The organism is Pseudanabaena sp. Chao 1811 (genome assembly GCF_027942295.1).
GTDB lineage: Bacteria > Cyanobacteriota > Cyanobacteriia > Pseudanabaenales > Pseudanabaenaceae > Pseudanabaena.
On record NZ_CP101416.1, the window covers coordinates 1,878,374 to 1,895,000 of the forward strand.

Sequence of the window (16,627 nt, forward strand, 5' to 3'; positions counted from 1 at the left end):
TACATATTCTTGTTGAACATTATAGCAAGAGTGCTATTTTATCCGTGCGATCGCATTTCCAAAAATTGAAAGCGATCGCCTCCAGTGTATTTAAGTGTGATCGCATAATAAGTATTAGTCTTTGCGGCGGAACACATCTTGAAAGCGATCGCCGATAACTTCTCGGAACTCAACAAAGAAACAACCCATTTTTGACAGCCTAATCTTGACTCGAAACAGACAACTTTAACGGTCGTATCGATTCGGTATAAAGGTTCTCTTGAGCGCCTGAAAACATATTTTATAACAGTACACCAAGTTCTTTAGCCAGTGCGCTCCAAGTAAATTGTTAGACTGCTGATCACACTCAAAATACAAGGCAGAATTAAGACTTATTCTTATCCTTTTTAGATAAGAGGGAAGCACCGAAACTCCACACAGCACCAGCTACTTTTGCCGCACCATCTGTCAATGGGCTTTTTTCATGCCATTCTAACTGACTCTCAAGTGGTTTTAGCAAATTATCTAGTTGCTTGATGGGTGCATCAAATTTGCTTGGTAGGTCTTTGTTGTTTTTGTATAGTCTTTCAAGATCCCATGTAGCGTGTTTTATCCTTGCATCAATACTCCAATTTACTCCTTCATTGCTCGCGTTAAAAGCAGCTTCCATAATTCCCTTTCCTAGAGCCTCCGAGAACGTTTCATCGGAGGTTGTCAGTAGTTTGCGAATCTCGTCAGGATTCTTAATGAGAGCCTGAATTTCAGAGAGTCTTCTCTCAACTGATGATTTAAGGTAGCGAATATCTGATCGAATCTTGTCTACTTCCCAATACTGCTTCTTCGCTTCATCCTTATCTGAAACAGGTTTCAGGTAGCTGGGCACGTTTACAGTATTGCCTTTCGATGATGCTTCGCTGAATTCTTGCGAAATCTTTTTAGTTAAATCCTCAAAACGGCTTCGCATTGACCTACTCCTATTCAGGATTCTAAACCCAGAGTTCCTTTGAAAAGTCAAACTTTATCAAGATGAACTTTAACTGAGATCTTGCAGCATTCGTGAAAGAGTCAAGTGGGAATGGGTTTGAGAATAATTTCAAAGCCATGACGAGCAGCAATATCGGCACTAATTTGAAGATACCTGAGAAGTTTCAACCAAAGGACAGAAGGGAATAAAACAGAAAGGGTTAAATCACAGGTAGCTTTCCAGTCCAAGATGGGAGGAAACGACCATTGATCAATCCAATGAGCCAAAAGATAAGAAAGCAGAGAGAGGATAAGCCAACGATAAACGCCAAGTTTTGTAGATTGCCCAAAACAATGCAAACCAAAGCGATGTTTGATGGTTTTGAAGAATCCCTCAATCGCCCAACGCTTACGACCTAACATCACCAGATAAGCGCCAGAATAAGGATGAGAAGAGACCACAAAGCGTAACTCCCGTTTACTATCGGCTCTTTTGAGCCAGAACCAAGAGATCGTCAAAGGCGTACTTAGCCCTTCCAGTAAAATTAGTTGTCCACGTTTGCCATGGGGATAAAGTTGTTTGACGGTACGTCCATCTTGAAGTTTACGATTGTTGCGGACACCGACAACGATGCGCCAAGACTTGGCGCGGACAGCATTGAAAAACTTCACCGTACTAAACTCAGTATCAGCAAGGACAATCACAGTCTTGCCTTGGGTTAGTTGCTTGGGTACTGTCCCCAATAACTTACAAGCTAAGTCAGAGGGACTGGAGTATCCTTTGCCGCGCCATACTCTAAAACTCCATGGTACGCGCCACTCTCCATAGACCAGATACAGTACAACCAGATGTAGTCCTCGCTTTCCGTTGAGGATTCTCACCCATGGGTCTGGTTCGTTTGGGGTGGGATTGCTCAAATGTAAAAACTTGCCGCTTTTTTCTAAGGTGGTCAGGTCTATCAGTATCTTTAATGGCACTCTCTTCGATGGGCGATGCTTGGCGATTTGCCCCAAAATTGACAGCCTTGTTGCTCGAATTAGTCCTCTTGTTGACCAGTTATAGTGATTGAGAAATCGGCTTAATGCACTCGCTGATTTTACCTGTGTATGTTCTGGATAGGGATGCCCTTGCGCTTCCAGAAATAGCCCTAATATTGCATTCAGACTTGCTTTTTGATACACACTTGGCATCAGACAAATTAGGCTATACACTAAACCTTGGGCGTGCTTAACGATGCTTTCCATAATCGTTATTTAATTTACTACTACGCCCTTTTTTTCACATCTTTACTCTCTTTGCAACCCCTTTCCAGAATGGTGCAAGTTCTCAGTTAACATAGTTAACTTGCTTGCTTTAAATGCTAACATGACAAGCCTTAAAGACCATCTCAACCTAAAGTAGTCTAACTAATAATCGTACTGAAATTTTTGCATAATCACTTTGATCACGACAACTATATAGAAATTTTCTGGATAACACAACTATTTCGCTTACTATAAAGGATTTGTCTGGATAAAACCCCATATTGGTTAGTTATCTAGACAAATGCTGGTTAATACGAGATAGCAAAAGCCAAAAAATTTCTAGCCCGATCGCACAAAACAATCCGCATAAAACTCCAAACAAAGCTAAACATTCGTGCATTGCTTGTACCATAGTTTCGCGATCGCTGTAATATCGTTGACCATTAACAATTTTGTAAAACTTGAGCAGCCGTTAACTGAAGTTCGGGAAATATCGGCGAAGCGATCGCTTGATCACCCTCATAAACTCTCTCTTCATAAAACCCTTCCACCCATTCTAATACTGTTACCTTTTGGGCGATCGCATCGACAATCCAATATTCAGCAATACCCCTCGCCGCATACTCTGTGCGCTTATAGCGATAATCTCGACTTGCTTGATTAGGGCTGACTACCTCAACTACTAACAACGGTGGTGGCATATCTAGTAATATTAGCGATCGGGTTGCACCTTGCATAGCGATCGCCAATTCTTCAGAATAAACCACTAAATCAGGGATGCGTACATTTACCTGTCGGCTATGCACCGCTATTTCTGCCTTCATTCTGAGACGATTAGCGGGAATTCCTATTTGAGAAAAATAGATCAATAAAAATACAGCAATTAGTTGATTAATATCACTTTCCGAAGACACTGGAATTAGTTCTCCATTTTCTAACTCATATAAAGCATCTGTCCCATCGCTATATTCGAGGAACTCCTCAAAGGTCATTTTGGGTGTAGTTGCAACAGTCATTGTTATTTCTCCAATGGTTTTGCTTAGACTAATTATCACCGATCGCATCGATAGTTGTTGCCCTCAAAATGGTATGTTGATGAGCCTGCCTCTTTTGGTTTTTAAATGCAAGTAACCTGCCAGAATTCTCTTTCAGTCATGGGGCATCATGGCTGATCAAAATCATCAAGTTTATATAGCTCGTGAGATTGTTCATCACTATAGCCAATTACGCCAATTACAACCTGCTGAACAAACCATCCTCGATTTGCTTCGCAATGAATGGTCAAGTATGAAAATGCTGGATATTGGTGTCGGGGGAGGACGTACTACTCAACATTTCTCTAGAGTTGTTCAGGAATATACTGGCATTGATTATTCAGAAGAGATGATTGCAGCTTGTCAGAAACGCTTTCAGACTCAAGCAAAACTGTTTGAAGTGGTCGATGCTAGGGATATGAGCCAGTTTCCCGATAATTCCTTCGACTTTATTCTATTTAGCTTCAATGGTATTGATGTGCTTTCCCATCCAGATCGATTGCAAGTGCTGCAAGAAATTAGCCGAATTGGTAAATCGGGAGGATATTTCTTCTTCTCAAGCCATAGTCTCCAAGGGCTAGAAAGAGAATTTAACTGGAAGAATAAGATTAGCTTAAATCCTCTAACAACCTACGTTAACTTGATCATGTTTGGTCTTTTGCGCTTTTTCAACCGTTCAATTTCTCGACAGCAGATCAAAGATGCTGACTATGAAATCATTCAAGATGAATCTCACAATTTCCGTTTAAAGCAATATTACGTGAGACCACAAGAGCAATTAAAGCAATTACAAGCAGATTTTGATAATGTTAAAATGTATTCTTGGCAAAGTGGATTAGAACTGATAACAGAACAGGATTTGAGTAATAACACTGATATGTGGCTTTATTACCTCTGTGAGATTAAGTGAATGCCACATCTTCGGCATTGACTATGCCATTATATTCATCTGAAAAAACGAACTTTCCTGACTCTAATCCCTCTGCATAGCTCTGTAACCAATCTCGAAAACTCGGTGCAATAATCTTTCTCCCAGGATCATCATGCCACATTGAGATAATCTGTCCTACTTTTCCACCTTCCGCAGGAGCTAAATCTAAGCAATCATGATTACCACAACCGTCATAGGTCAGAGGTATCCATTTTGCACTCCACCAAACATTAGCCACTCCTAAATCAGGGTCACATCCTTGATCTTGCCCATCTTCAGACTGAAAGGTTCCACTATTTAGAAGATCTTTCCAAATCTGCCATTCATCTTTAATCCGTTCTAGAGACAAGAATTCACACCCATTAATTAATCCATATTCATAGGCTGTTTGTCCATTATGAATGCGATAGGATGCCTTGACATCTTCAGGGAGTTGGATAGAGAGGTATTCCTCTAATTCACTGATTTGAATGTCAGAGGCTCCTGATCCTAGTACGTCAATACATTTGGGAGCATTAACTCTCAACCAATCTTCAATTCTTAACCAGATTTCTTGCATATTTCTCTATCAAACTTGAGCATTAGATGGAAAATTTCTGTCTAATCTGAATATATGGCATACAGGCTGAAAGTCAAGAGGATATCTCCTGCGGCAATGGTTAGTTAAAGCGTGATTGGCGTATTTGCATCAATTTTGTCGGCATGAAATGGTCGTTTCAGACCCTATCCCTGCTTAGCTGACCAATGCCGAGCAAGTCAACAAAGCGATCTCCATTCAGTCTGATCAAACTATGCCAAAATAGTCTCAAGCTAACGAGTTTAGTCATCATCATCACCAAAGAAAAATTAGCGTTCTTATGTTACTAATCCCTTAAGCGCATGGCGATAAAAGTTTTACATCTTTCTGATATCCATCTAGGCAGCACGACTCACGGTAAAGTCAATCCTCAAACAGGACTGAACACCCGCCTAGAGGACTTTGTAGCTGCACTGACCATCTGTATCGATCGCGCAATTAACGAACCCGCCGATATCGTTCTTTTTGGTGGTGATGCCTTCCCTGATGCCACACCACCACCATTAGTCCAGCAAGCCTTTGCCAAGCAATTTCGCCGCCTCGCCGATGCAGGAATTCCTACAGTGCTATTGGTAGGCAATCATGACCAACATTCACAGGGGATTGGCGGCGCGAGTCTTGCCATCTATCGCAGTCTCGCCGTGCCGAACTTCACCGTCGGCGACATGATCGCTACCCATCGGATTGCCACCAATGCAGGGGATATCCAGATTATTACGTTACCTTGGATTACGCGATCGACATTGCTTACGAAGTCGGAAACAGAAGGATTTTCCATGAGTGAAGTCAGTCAATTTCTGATCGATCGCTTACAAGTAGTTCTAGAAGGCGAAATCCGTCAACTCGATTCTAAATTACCGACGATTTTATTAGCCCATGTAATGGTGGACACCGCAACCTACGGTGCAGAGCGGTTTCTCGCCGCAGGCAAAGGCTTCACAATTCCTCTATCTATGCTCACTCGTGAAGCTTTTGACTATGTAGCCCTCGGTCATGTGCATCGCCATCAAATTCTTGCCACGCAACCACTTGTGGTTTATCCGGGGAGCATTGAGCGTGTGGATTTTGGAGAAGAAAATGAATCTAAGGGCTATTGTTGGCTAGAAGTAGAAAAGGGGAATGTCAGGTTTGAATTTTGTCCTATTCCCACTCGCGCCTTTCGGACGATGGAAGTTGATGTTACTCAATCCGAAGATCCGCAGGGGAAATTACTCAAGGCGATTCAGAAAGGAAAAATCGACAATGCGATCGCCCGTTTAATTTACAAAATCAAAGCCGAACAGTTAGCCCTGATTGATGATCGCATCTTGCATGAGGCAATGGAAAGCGCCCATAACTATTCCCTAATCCCTGAAGTCGTCAGCCAAAATCCACGCACTCGCCTACCCGATCTCAGTACCGCCGAGGCACTCGATCCGATGACTGCTCTCAAAACCTATCTCAGTACTCGCGAAGACCTCAAAAATCTCGAACCTGAAATGCTCAATGCTGCTCAAGAATTGCTCAGTGAAATTGGGGTAGGAATGGATAGCATCGATCCTGTTCCTGACTCAGCTCAATCTAGTCAATTGGTGATAAGTTTCGAGTAATTGCGTTTGCAAAGTTTCAAGGGATACTTGACGCAATGTAGCAGTGCGATCATAAATTTGCTTGATACTTATATCCTGTCGATCATCGGTTTCGAGGAGAAATCTACCATCGGGAACATTAGCGATCGCCTGAATCACAGGAGAGCGATCACTTAAAATTGCTGTCCCAAAAGAGAAGTAAAAATCATGCTTGAGCAATTGCTGAAAGACTTCCATCTTTTTATGAAAGCCATGAATAATCCAAGGAACTGAAGATTTAGAGCTTTTCTTAAGCGCAATTAATTCAGCAAAGGCTCTTACACAATGAATTACTAGAGGCTTCCGCAATGATTCGGCAAGGTGAATATGTTTCTGGAAAATTTCAATTTGGAAATCTATAGGTAATGTAATTTGGCGATCGAGTCCACATTCCCCGATCGCGATTACCTGTGGCAATTTTGCTAATACTTCAATGTTTTCCCAAGCATCTTGCCATGAAGTCGCTTCCACAAACCAAGGATGCAAACCCAAACTGCAAATCTGCGGCAACTCTGCACTTCGCAATTCAGCAGTCACATGCAGAGTCTGTACATTTATCAGATCAGGAACGATCCGATCATGATGTGTATGAAAATCCACCAACATCTGCCTTCCGCTAATTTTTTCTCAGTAGATCAACTTTCCAAATAGCTGTAGCAATTCCAGCAAAGTACATTTGTCGAGATGAGATTTTTGCTTCATTCCATTGATCGTACTTTTCAGGAATGGCAGAGGTAATTTTGAAGCAAATTTCCTGAAATACCTCAATCTTTTCCGAGTAACCCTCATTATCAATCTTCCGATTAGCCTTCTTCTCGATTAGGGGCATATTCCCGATACGATAAATAAATTTATCTTGATTTTGTTCTTCGATATATGACCGAGCTTCGGAAGAGTTTTCGGAGATATATGCTCCAAATTATATATGTATCGCTTTCAAAGTCAAATACCTGACCTGAAATTTGCTTTTCAATTTGGAATAAGATATAGCGAACAATTTTCTTATTGCGTGAGTTGGTGGTTTTGAGTTCCTTATCTGCAAAGGCAGATTTAAAAACTTTATCGTCAGGATAGATCTCTTGGAGTTCCCCTAAAATTTGGCACTAGTCAGTTAAGACGTGAGGGAATAAAAGCCACACAATGATAGTAACTCCAGCACGGAAAGTGGTCGATGATATAGTCCGATTCATCTTCATAGCAAAGGAAACTAACTATACTAGTTGGTGTTCTAAGTCTTGACATTGCCGTTCCTGTTCGTTCGTTGAATCACTTGCCACATCCTTTGCATAAATAATTCTGGATCTCTTTTCCATCTTGGTGGTAATCCTTGTCATTCTTGACTGTCTTTTCGCTCTGGCAGTAGGGACTTTCTATGCTTTTCTTCATGACTCTACCTCTATTTTACACCTCACTCATTAACTGACCAGTGCCCATTAAATTTGGTGGCAAAACTGGCATCATTTTTACTGAAGGCTCCACAGAAGGCAGTATGGAAATATCTGTAAAATGCAAATTCCCCACACCTCCTGTTGAAAAGGATAAAAATCCTATTAAAAAGAAATAAATAAAACTAAGTAGTGATGCCAAAGAAAAGTTAATACTTTTACCTAGTGCAGCTATAGCGATAAGTGGCTAATACCTGAAAAATTTTGGATTCTTATCTTCAGTTTACTTATGCTTGCCTACTTAATATCTTTGACCAGTTTAGGGGACTACAGAATGAAGCTATCTTATTCTCCTAAGCGATCGCTTAGAACTTGAGGGGAGGAAATAACGGTTAGAAGGCGATCGCTTAGTTTTTCTAATTTCTAGCAAAAAACAAAAGTTTGAAAATCTTTAACTAAAGGGGGAATTTAACATGCTGTTACAACTACTGATCATTCTAAACATTCTGTTAAAATGAACCAGATCAAAAGACTAAAGGGAACTTAACTCCCTTGATCGTATATTTCTATGAATACGGAAAAACCAGCCAAAACCTCTAGAACTGCCAAGGCAAAAGTAGACAATACCGAAGTAGCCACAACAGTAACTACCTCAGTATCAACCCTACTGCGCGAACATGCCGAAAATCAATTTGCGGAGGAGTTAGCAGAGCTAGCCAAGATCGATACGAAACAACATCCTCCCAATTGGAAGCTATCGCCTTGGGCAGTGTCTACCTATCTCCTCGGTGGCAAGCTAGATAACGGCTTTGAGGTTTCTCCGAAATATATCGGCAACAAACGCATCATTGAAATTGCGATCGCTACGCTCACCACTGATCGCGCCTTGCTCCTCTTTGGAGTTCCAGGGACCGCCAAATCATGGGTGTCTGAACATTTAGCCGCCGCCATCTCTGGGGATTCCACTTTGTTGATTCAAGGCACAGCAGGAACTAGCGAAGAAGCAATTCGCTATGGCTGGAACTATGCCAGATTGCTAGCCGATGGTCCCTCAATGGCGGCGCTAGTGGCGAGTCCGATGATGCGAGCGATGGCAGATGGCAAAATCGCGAGAGTAGAAGAATTAACCCGCATTCCTTCCGATGTCCAAGATACTTTGATTACGATTCTTTCGGAAAAGACTTTACCAATTCCTGAACTGAATTCGGAAGTGCAGTCTACAAGGGGATTTAACGTGATTGCCACAGCGAATAATCGCGATCGCGGCGTGAATGAGCTATCTAGTGCGCTAAAGCGGCGCTTTAATACCGTGATTCTGCCAGTACCCGATAGTGCCGATGAAGAAGTGGAGATTGTCCAGCGTCGCGTAGAAAGCCTCGGTCGCGCCCTCGAATTACCCGCCGAACCTCCTGCCCTCGAAGAAGTGCGTCGCATTGTCACCATTTTCCGCGAACTGCGAAATGGTGTGACCAGTGACGGCAAAACCAAGCTCAAATCCCCCAGTGGCACACTCAGCACCGCCGAAGCAATTTCAGTGGTGAATAGTGGTTTAGCACTGGCGGCTCACTTTGGCGATGGCTATTTACGCGCTGGGGATGTTGCCTCTAGCCTGATCGGTGCAGTGGTCAAAGATCCCGTACAGGATCAGCTTGTTTGGAAAGAATATTTAGAAACGGTGGTGAAGGAACGGGACAACTGGAAAGATTTATATCGCGCTTGTCGGGAGGTTGATTAAACTTGAAGAGCGATCGCCAAGCCTCTAGTTCTACTAGCTCTAAAAATAATACTGATAAAGTCCATATTTTCGGCATTCGCCATCATGGATCTGGTTCAGCGCGGAGTTTATGCCAAGCTCTCGAACAACTGCAACCTGATGCCATTCTGATTGAAGCGCCGCCCGATGCTCAAGCCCTGCTGCCCTTTGTAATCAGAGAGGAAATGCAGCCGCCTGTTGCCATCCTCATTTATGCCAGCGATCGCCCCGAAAATTCTGTCTACTACCCCTTTGCGATCTTCTCTCCCGAATGGCAAGCAATTCGCTATGGGTTAGAGCGTAATATTCCCATCAAGTTTATGGATTTGCCGCAAGCCCATCGTTTGGCGATTAAAGAGAAAGAACAAACAGAGGTTAATCCAGAATCAGAAATAAGTTCTCCAGAAGAGAATGAGCCAGATTCTGAGTCAATTCCTGCACCATCTCCTGAAGTAGCTCCCCAAGTAACTCCTGAATCTGATTTAAGACTTTATCGCCAAGATCCGCTTGGTTGGCTAGCGGAAGCGGCAGGATTTAGCGATGGTGAGCGCTGGTGGGAATATATGGTGGAACATCGGCGCGATAGTCATGAACTATTTGCGGCGATTTTAGAAGCGATGACGGCTTTAAGAGAAGAATTAGATGCTGCCGAAGATTTGTCAGAAAGTCACGCCGATCGCCTACTCGAACAACAGCGTGAGGCCCATATGCGACAAACCATCCGCACTACGCTTTCCGAAGGCAAAGAACGCATCGCTGTCGTCTGTGGTGCTTGGCACGCCCCTGCTCTGGTGAATTTGCCACCTGCCAAGAATGATACTGCAATTCTCAAAGGATTACCTAAAGTCAAAGTGGAAGCAACTTGGATTCCTTGGACTTACGGAAGATTAGCGATCGCTAGTGGTTACGGTGCTGGCGTAGTTTCCCCAGGATGGTATGACCAGCTCTGGCATAACTTCCACCATAGTTCCAGACAAGTCGCAATCCGTTGGATTACTCGCGTGGCAAGACTTTTACGCACCAAAGATATTGATGCTTCTTCTGCAAGTGTGATCGAAGCCGTGCGCCTCGCTGAAGCATTATCGGCAATGCGCGATCGCCCCTTAGCGGGATTGCCCGAACTCAACGAAGCGATTCAATCGGTGCTATGTTTTGGCGATCCATTACCGATGCAGTTTATTCATCAGGAATTGATTGTCGGCGATCGCATGGGCAGAGTCCCTGACGATACGCCAATGGTTCCGTTGCAGCAGGACTTAATCCGTCAACAAAAGCGACTCCGCCTCAAGCCCGACACCAAAACCCTAGAGCTAGATTTGCGTAATGCTAATGATTTAGAGCGATCGCATTTACTCTATCGCTTAGCCTTGCTCAATATCCCTTGGGGTAGAACCCAGTACAGCAGTAGCAAAGGAACCTTTAAAGAATCTTGGCAGTTGCAATGGGAACCAGAATTTGCGGTCAGACTGGTAGAAGCAGGTGTATGGGGACAAACGCTGATCGAAGCGGCGACGGCTTTTACCCGCAATCAAGCCAACGAAGCCAAGGATTTACCGACACTTACAAAACTAGTGGATAAAGTTCTGCTGGCGAATCTTGGTGATGCAGCTAGTTACTTGATGGTACGACTCCAAGCGGAAGCAGCGATCGCTGCCGATATCTCTCACCTAATGCAATCCGTTCCACCTCTCGCCAATCTCCTGCGCTATGGTAATGTCCGCCAAATCGATACCAATATTGTTGCCCAAGTGATGGATGGCTTAATTACCCGCATTTGTGTGGGTCTGCCCGTTGCTTGTGCTTCCCTCAACGACGAAGCGTCGGCAGCGATGTACGAATTAGCGATCGCTGTTAATCGGGCAATTCTGCTCTTACAAAATTCTGAATATGCGGAAGCATGGAATGGTGTTCTCTCTCAACTCGCCGATCAATCGGGACTGCATGGACTGTTAGCGGGTTGCTGTTGTCGCTTACTTCTCGATGCAGGTATATTTACCGCCAACGATGTGGAAACGCGCATGGGTCTATTTCTATCCCTAGCCAATGAACCGAGCCAAGCTGCTGCATGGGTGGAAGGTTTACTCAAGGGCAGTGGTTTAGTCCTGCTCCATGATGATCGCCTTTGGCAAGTTCTCGATAACTGGGTCACAAAACTTTCAACGGATACCTTTGATTTAGTTTTGCCATTACTCCGCCGCACCTTCGCCACTTTCCCCGCCCCCGAACGCCGCCAAATTGGAGAACGAGTCAAACGCAATCAAGCAAATCAAATCACCATAAGTAGCGATTCTAATTTCTCCAATCTCGATATTGCAAGAGCCGAGGCAATTTTACCTGCGATTGCCCAATTACTTGGTATTAATCTATGACACAAACAAATAATCCTAATTCGCAACAATCTACCGCCGAACGCCTGCGCCGATGGCGATTAATCCTTGGTGGCGGTGCAGCGGATGGTATTGGTGGAGGTTGTCTTAGCGATCGCGACTTAGCTATGGATGGAGCCTTAGGAGCCTTGTATGGCAATGATGATGCTCCCGACGGTTCTCAAGATCGTAAAGGTGGCTTAGGCAGTTCATCACCCAAGGTGGCGCGATGGCTAGGGGATATTCGTACTTTTTTCCCAACTTCCGTTGTCAGGATCATGCAACAGGATGCTCTAGAAAGATTAAACTTACAGAGAATGCTACTAGAACCCGAAATGCTCGAAGCGATCGAGCCAGATGTTCATTTAGTATCAAATCTTTTATCCCTTAGTGGCATCATGCCTAGTAAAACCAAAGAGACTGCAAGGATAGTAGTGGGGCGAGTAGTTGAAGAACTTCAGCGCAAATTAGAAAATCCTACAAGGCAAGCAGTACTAGGCAGTCTCAATCGCGCCACCCGCAACCTTCGTCCTCGCCATAATGAAATTGATTGGCATCGCACTATTCGCGCTAATCTCAAAAATTATCAGCCTGAATATCGCACCGTTATTCCTGAAACACGCATTGGCTACGGACGCAAGCGCTCTTCCTTGCGAGACATTATTCTCTGTGTCGATCAAAGTGGCTCAATGGCAACTTCCGTAGTTTATGCAGGAATTTTTAGTGCCGTGTTAGCCACCCTACCTGCGGTCAAAACAAGTATGGTGGTTTTTGACACTGTCGTGGTCGATTTAACAGAATTACTCCAAGACCCAGTAGAGGTTCTTTTTGGCACACAATTAGGTGGAGGCACAGATATTAATCAAGCGATCGCCTATTGCCAAGGTTTAATACGTCAGCCCCACGAAACAATTTTTGTATTAATTAGTGATCTATATGAAGGGGGGAATAACCAAGAAATGCTAAAACGGATTGCGGCATTAGTGGCTTCAGGCGTGCAATTCATTACCCTATTAGCTTTAAACGATGATGGTGCGCCGTCCTATGACCACAATAATACGTCAGCGATCGCTAGTTTTGGTGTGCCATCTTTTGCTTGTACCCCAGACCTGTTCCCTGATTTGATGGCTGCCGCAATCAATCGTCAAGATATTAGCCAATGGGCAGCTACAAGAGAGTTGAGGTAAAAAGGGTGAGAGTAACAAAATCAAATTCTGCCAGTTGCTTTGCAGAAATTGTTGGTTGTCAACAACTTAATTAATTGCATAGAAACCCCTACGGCAAAAATAGATCAACTTTTTGAGTATGTTGCACTTGATCTTAAGATGATCTTGCTAGATTTGCTTTGTAATAAGAGGTAACAAGTTGGATATTACTAAGACTGTCTAAAAAAGCGAAAATCTAATATATAAACATCTTTGCCAGTCATCGTAAATCATCTACCAACATATTTAAGAGATTTATATGATTGATCATGGTTTTAAAGATGAGCGAGTGTTAAAAACCAAAGTAAAGCTCTAAAGAAAGAAAACATATTTCACTATCTAAGCTTTACCTAGGAAGGTATTCAGCTCTAGCAGAGGAGACTCAAAAAAACTTTTTCGGAAAAGTAGTTGACAAAGGGATTTAAGGTAGCTATATTAATAAAGCGCTGAAGGGGAGCCAAGCGAAAGCGAAGCGAACCGAACTGAAAGGAAAGGCGCGAGAACCTAGACAAAAGAATAGTTTGAAAGCTTTAAGAAACCAATAAACCTCGTCAAGAAAATAAAGACTGGATTATTGAAAAATAACCAGCTATCCGACAGGATAAGCGAAAAGCAAAAAAAAGTCAAACCCATCCGAAAGGAAAAAAGCTAGAGGGAGTAGAGAGAAATCTTGAAACTGATAGACACCATGGAGAGTTTGATCCTGGCTCAGGATGAACGCTGGCGGTATGCTTAACACATGCAAGTCGAACGGGTACTTCGGTACTAGTGGCGGACGGGTGAGTAACGCGTAAGAATCTACCTATAGGTTCGGGACAACAGTTAGAAATGACTGCTAATACCGGATGTGCCTTCGGGTGAAAGTTTAAATGCCTGTAGATGAGCTTGCGTCCGATTAGCTAGATGGAGTGGTAACGGCACACCATGGCGACGATCGGTAACTGGTCTGAGAGGATGACCAGTCACACTGGAACTGAGACACGGTCCAGACTCCTACGGGAGGCAGCAGTGGGGAATTTTCCGCAATGGGCGAAAGCCTGACGGAGCAATACCGCGTGAGGGACGAAGGTCTGTGGATTGTAAACCTCTTTTGTTAGGGAAGATAATGACGGTACCTAACGAATAAGCATCGGCTAACTCCGTGCCAGCAGCCGCGGTAAGACGGAGGATGCAAGCGTTATCCGGAATTATTGGGCGTAAAGCGTACGTAGGCGGTTTTATAAGTCTGTTGTCAAAGCCCGAGGCTTAACCTTGGAAAGGCAATGGAAACTGTAAGACTAGAGAGAGATAGGGGCAGGAGGAATTCCAGGTGTAGCGGTGAAATGCGTAGATATCTGGAAGAACACCAGTGGCGAAAGCGTCCTGCTGGATCTCAACTGACGCTGAAGTACGAAAGCTAGGGGAGCGAATGGGATTAGATACCCCAGTAGTCCTAGCCGTAAACGATGGGTACTAGGTGTTGGCCGTATCGACCCGGTCAGTGCCGTAGCTAACGCGTTAAGTACCCCGCCTGGGGAGTACGGTCGCAAGATTGAAACTCAAAGGAATTGACGGGGGCCCGCACAAGCGGTGGAGTATGTGGTTTAATTCGATGCAACGCGAAGAACCTTACCAAGGCTTGACATGTCCAGAATCCTCTTGAAAGGGAGGAGTGCCTTCGGGAGCTGGAACACAGGTGGTGCATGGCTGTCGTCAGCTCGTGTCGTGAGATGTTGGGTTAAGTCCCGCAACGAGCGCAACCCTCGTATTTAGTTGCCATCATTAAGTTGGGCACTCTAGATAGACTGCCGGTGACAAACCGGAGGAAGGTGGGGATGACGTCAAGTCATCATGCCCCTTACGCCTTGGGCTACACACGTACTACAATGGCCGGGACAAAGAGTCGCGAGCATGCGAATGCAAGCTAATCTCATAAACCCGGTCTTAGTTCAGATTGCAGGCTGCAACTCGCCTGCATGAAGGCGGAATCGCTAGTAATCGCAGGTCAGCATACTGCGGTGAATACGTTCCCGGGCCTTGTACACACCGCCCGTCACACCATGGAAGCTGGTCACGCCCGAAGTCGTTATCTCAACCGTTCGCGGAGGGAGGCGCCTAAGGCAGGGCTGGTGACTGGGGTGAAGTCGTAACAAGGTAGCCGTACCGGAAGGTGCGGCTGGATCACCTCCTTATAGGGAGACCTATTTATGTCTAGACTGAACCAATACAGAATTAAGTCAGGCATAAGTCATCCCAAGGTCGAACGAAGTTTATTGGAAAGCTTTCAAACTAAGTCAGGTTCTAAATTTGGCTAAGAACAAACGGGCCATTAGCTCAGTTGGTTAGAGCGCACCCCTGATAAGGGTGAGGTCACTGGTTCGTGTCCAGTATGGCCCACTTGAGAAGCTAAAAGCTAGAGGCAAAAAGCCAAAAGCAATAGTTAACTCTGGGGATATAGCTCAGTTGGTAGAGCGCCTGCTTTGCACGCAGGAAGTCAGGAGTTCGAATCTCCTTATCTCCACCAAACTACTAACGAAAGACCAACAAAAGCAAGAGCAAGAGTTTAGCAACTCATCTAGTCATGTCACATAAGACAAAAAACTAGAGAGACTGCTAAATTCTAGCGAGAGCGAGAATTTAGAAAGAACCTTGAAAACTGCATAGTAATAGTAATTAAGAAGCAAGTAGATCCAAAGTAGAGATACAGAGGTCAAGCTACAAAGGGCTTACGGTGGATACCTAGGCACAAGAAGGCGATGAAGGACGTGGTTACCTACGATAAGCTGCGGGGAGCTGGAAGCGAGCCCTGATCCGCAGGTTTCCGAATGGGGCAACCCTAAATACTGCCCGTTGAATAAAATAGACGGGAAAGAGCGAACTCAGCGAATTGAAACATCTTAGTAGCTGAAGGAAGAGAAAATAAATAATGATTTCCTAAGTAGCGGCGAGCGAACGGGAAAGAGCCCAAACCAATCGGCAAGACTGATTGGGGTTATAGGACAGCAATAATGTACAACAGAGATTAGATGAAGTGTTTGGAATGACACGCCAAAGAGAGTGAAAGCCTCGTAATTAAAAGTTAAAGTTGGCAAGCTGGATCCTGAGTAGCACGGTACACGAGAAATTCCGTGTGAATTCGCCGGGACCACCCGGTAAGGCTAAATACTCACTTGTGACCGATAGTGAACCAGTACCGCGAGGGAAAGGTGAAAAGAACCCCGGAAGGGGAGTGAAATAGAACATGAAACCGTAAGCTTACAAGCAATGGGAGGTCGATTAAACGACTGACCGTGTGCCTGTTGAAGAATGAGCCGGCGACTTATATGCAGTGGCAGGTTAAGGGGAAAATCCCGAAGCCAAAGCGAAAGCGAGTTTGATAAGAGCGATAGTCACTGTATATAGACCCGAACCCGGGTGATCTAACCATGGGCAGGATGAAGCTTGGGTAACACCAAGTGGAGGTCCGAACCGACTGATGTTGAAAAATCAGCGGATGACCTGTGGTTAGGGGTGAAATGCCAATCGAACCCGGAGCTAGCTGGTTCTCCCCGAAATATGTTGAGGCATAGCGGTATTGATTATAGTCTGGGGGTAAAGCACTGA

General features: G+C 44.4%; 12 protein-coding genes, 2 tRNA genes and 2 rRNA genes (1 of these 16 only partly in view). 9 read left to right on the plus strand and 7 right to left on the minus strand.

Going from position 1 to position 16,627, the window contains the following annotated elements:
- Positions 1 to 38: 38 nt before the first annotated feature.
- From NMG48_RS08745 to NMG48_RS08760, 4 genes are all read right to left on the minus strand, one after another.
- Complete coding sequence (locus tag NMG48_RS08745; protein WP_271254868.1) at positions 39 to 176, minus strand: hypothetical protein; 138 nt, start codon at positions 174 to 176, stop codon at positions 39 to 41.
- A 188-nt stretch (positions 177 to 364) separates the two neighbouring features.
- A complete protein-coding gene (locus NMG48_RS08750) occupies positions 365 to 943 on the minus strand; it encodes a hypothetical protein (protein ID WP_271254869.1) in 579 nt (192 codons plus the stop codon).
- Between the two features lie 101 nt (positions 944 to 1,044).
- Positions 1,045 to 2,187: a transposase gene (locus tag NMG48_RS08755; RefSeq protein ID WP_271252192.1), complete on the minus strand. Its 1,143-nt coding sequence runs from the start codon at positions 2,185 to 2,187 to the stop codon at positions 1,045 to 1,047.
- A 443-nt stretch (positions 2,188 to 2,630) separates the two neighbouring features.
- Positions 2,631 to 3,203, minus strand: a complete 573-nt coding sequence (locus NMG48_RS08760; RefSeq protein WP_271254870.1) for a Uma2 family endonuclease — start codon at positions 3,201 to 3,203, stop codon at positions 2,631 to 2,633.
- 148 nt (positions 3,204 to 3,351) lie between these two features.
- Here NMG48_RS08760 and NMG48_RS08765 point away from each other — a divergent pair, with 148 nt between their 5' ends.
- The gene (locus tag NMG48_RS08765; RefSeq protein WP_271254871.1) at positions 3,352 to 4,131 is read left to right on the plus strand and encodes a class I SAM-dependent methyltransferase; all 780 of its coding nucleotides are present in this window, start codon (positions 3,352 to 3,354) and stop codon (positions 4,129 to 4,131) included.
- On the opposite strand, the gene NMG48_RS08770 is transcribed toward NMG48_RS08765, so the two are convergent.
- Complete coding sequence (locus tag NMG48_RS08770) at positions 4,124 to 4,711, minus strand: SMI1/KNR4 family protein (RefSeq protein ID WP_271254872.1); 588 nt, start codon at positions 4,709 to 4,711, stop codon at positions 4,124 to 4,126. The two genes, NMG48_RS08765 and NMG48_RS08770, sit on opposite strands and share 8 nt — an antisense overlap.
- Positions 4,712 to 5,031: 320 nt before the next feature.
- Between NMG48_RS08770 and sbcD the strand changes: the two genes are divergently transcribed.
- Positions 5,032 to 6,318, plus strand: a complete 1,287-nt coding sequence (gene sbcD / locus NMG48_RS08775; protein ID WP_271254873.1) for an exonuclease subunit SbcD — start codon at positions 5,032 to 5,034, stop codon at positions 6,316 to 6,318.
- Here sbcD and NMG48_RS08780 read toward each other — a convergent pair.
- Complete coding sequence (locus tag NMG48_RS08780) at positions 6,280 to 6,936, minus strand: TatD family hydrolase (RefSeq protein ID WP_271254874.1); 657 nt, start codon at positions 6,934 to 6,936, stop codon at positions 6,280 to 6,282. The two genes, sbcD and NMG48_RS08780, sit on opposite strands and share 39 nt — an antisense overlap.
- Positions 6,937 to 6,952: 16 nt before the next feature.
- Positions 6,953 to 7,165, minus strand: a complete 213-nt coding sequence (locus NMG48_RS08785; RefSeq protein WP_271254875.1) for a GmrSD restriction endonuclease domain-containing protein — start codon at positions 7,163 to 7,165, stop codon at positions 6,953 to 6,955.
- 1,124 nt (positions 7,166 to 8,289) lie between these two features.
- Between NMG48_RS08785 and NMG48_RS08790 the strand changes: the two genes are divergently transcribed.
- The 7 genes from NMG48_RS08790 to NMG48_RS08820 form a co-directional block, all read left to right on the plus strand.
- Positions 8,290 to 9,456 (plus strand): ATP-binding protein, encoded by a 1,167-nt coding sequence (locus tag NMG48_RS08790; RefSeq protein WP_271254876.1) that lies wholly within the window; start codon positions 8,290 to 8,292, stop codon positions 9,454 to 9,456.
- Between the two features lie 2 nt (positions 9,457 to 9,458).
- Entirely contained in the window at positions 9,459 to 11,843 is a 2,385-nt protein-coding gene (locus NMG48_RS08795; protein ID WP_271254877.1) for a DUF5682 family protein, read from the plus strand.
- Complete coding sequence (locus NMG48_RS08800; protein WP_271254878.1) at positions 11,840 to 13,027, plus strand: vWA domain-containing protein; 1,188 nt, start codon at positions 11,840 to 11,842, stop codon at positions 13,025 to 13,027. Before NMG48_RS08795 ends, NMG48_RS08800 begins: the two co-directional genes overlap by 4 nt.
- 703 nt (positions 13,028 to 13,730) lie before the next feature.
- A 16S ribosomal RNA gene (locus NMG48_RS08805) occupies positions 13,731 to 15,216 on the plus strand.
- 131 nt (positions 15,217 to 15,347) lie between these two features.
- Positions 15,348 to 15,421: transfer RNA gene (locus NMG48_RS08810), tRNA-Ile, on the plus strand.
- A 51-nt stretch (positions 15,422 to 15,472) separates the two neighbouring features.
- A tRNA-Ala gene (locus NMG48_RS08815) sits at positions 15,473 to 15,548 on the plus strand.
- A gap of 184 nt (positions 15,549 to 15,732) precedes the next feature.
- Positions 15,733 to 16,627, plus strand: a 23S ribosomal RNA gene (locus NMG48_RS08820) (it continues 1,927 nt past the right edge of the window).
- Together the 16S and 23S rRNA genes with 2 tRNA genes alongside form the textbook arrangement of a ribosomal RNA operon.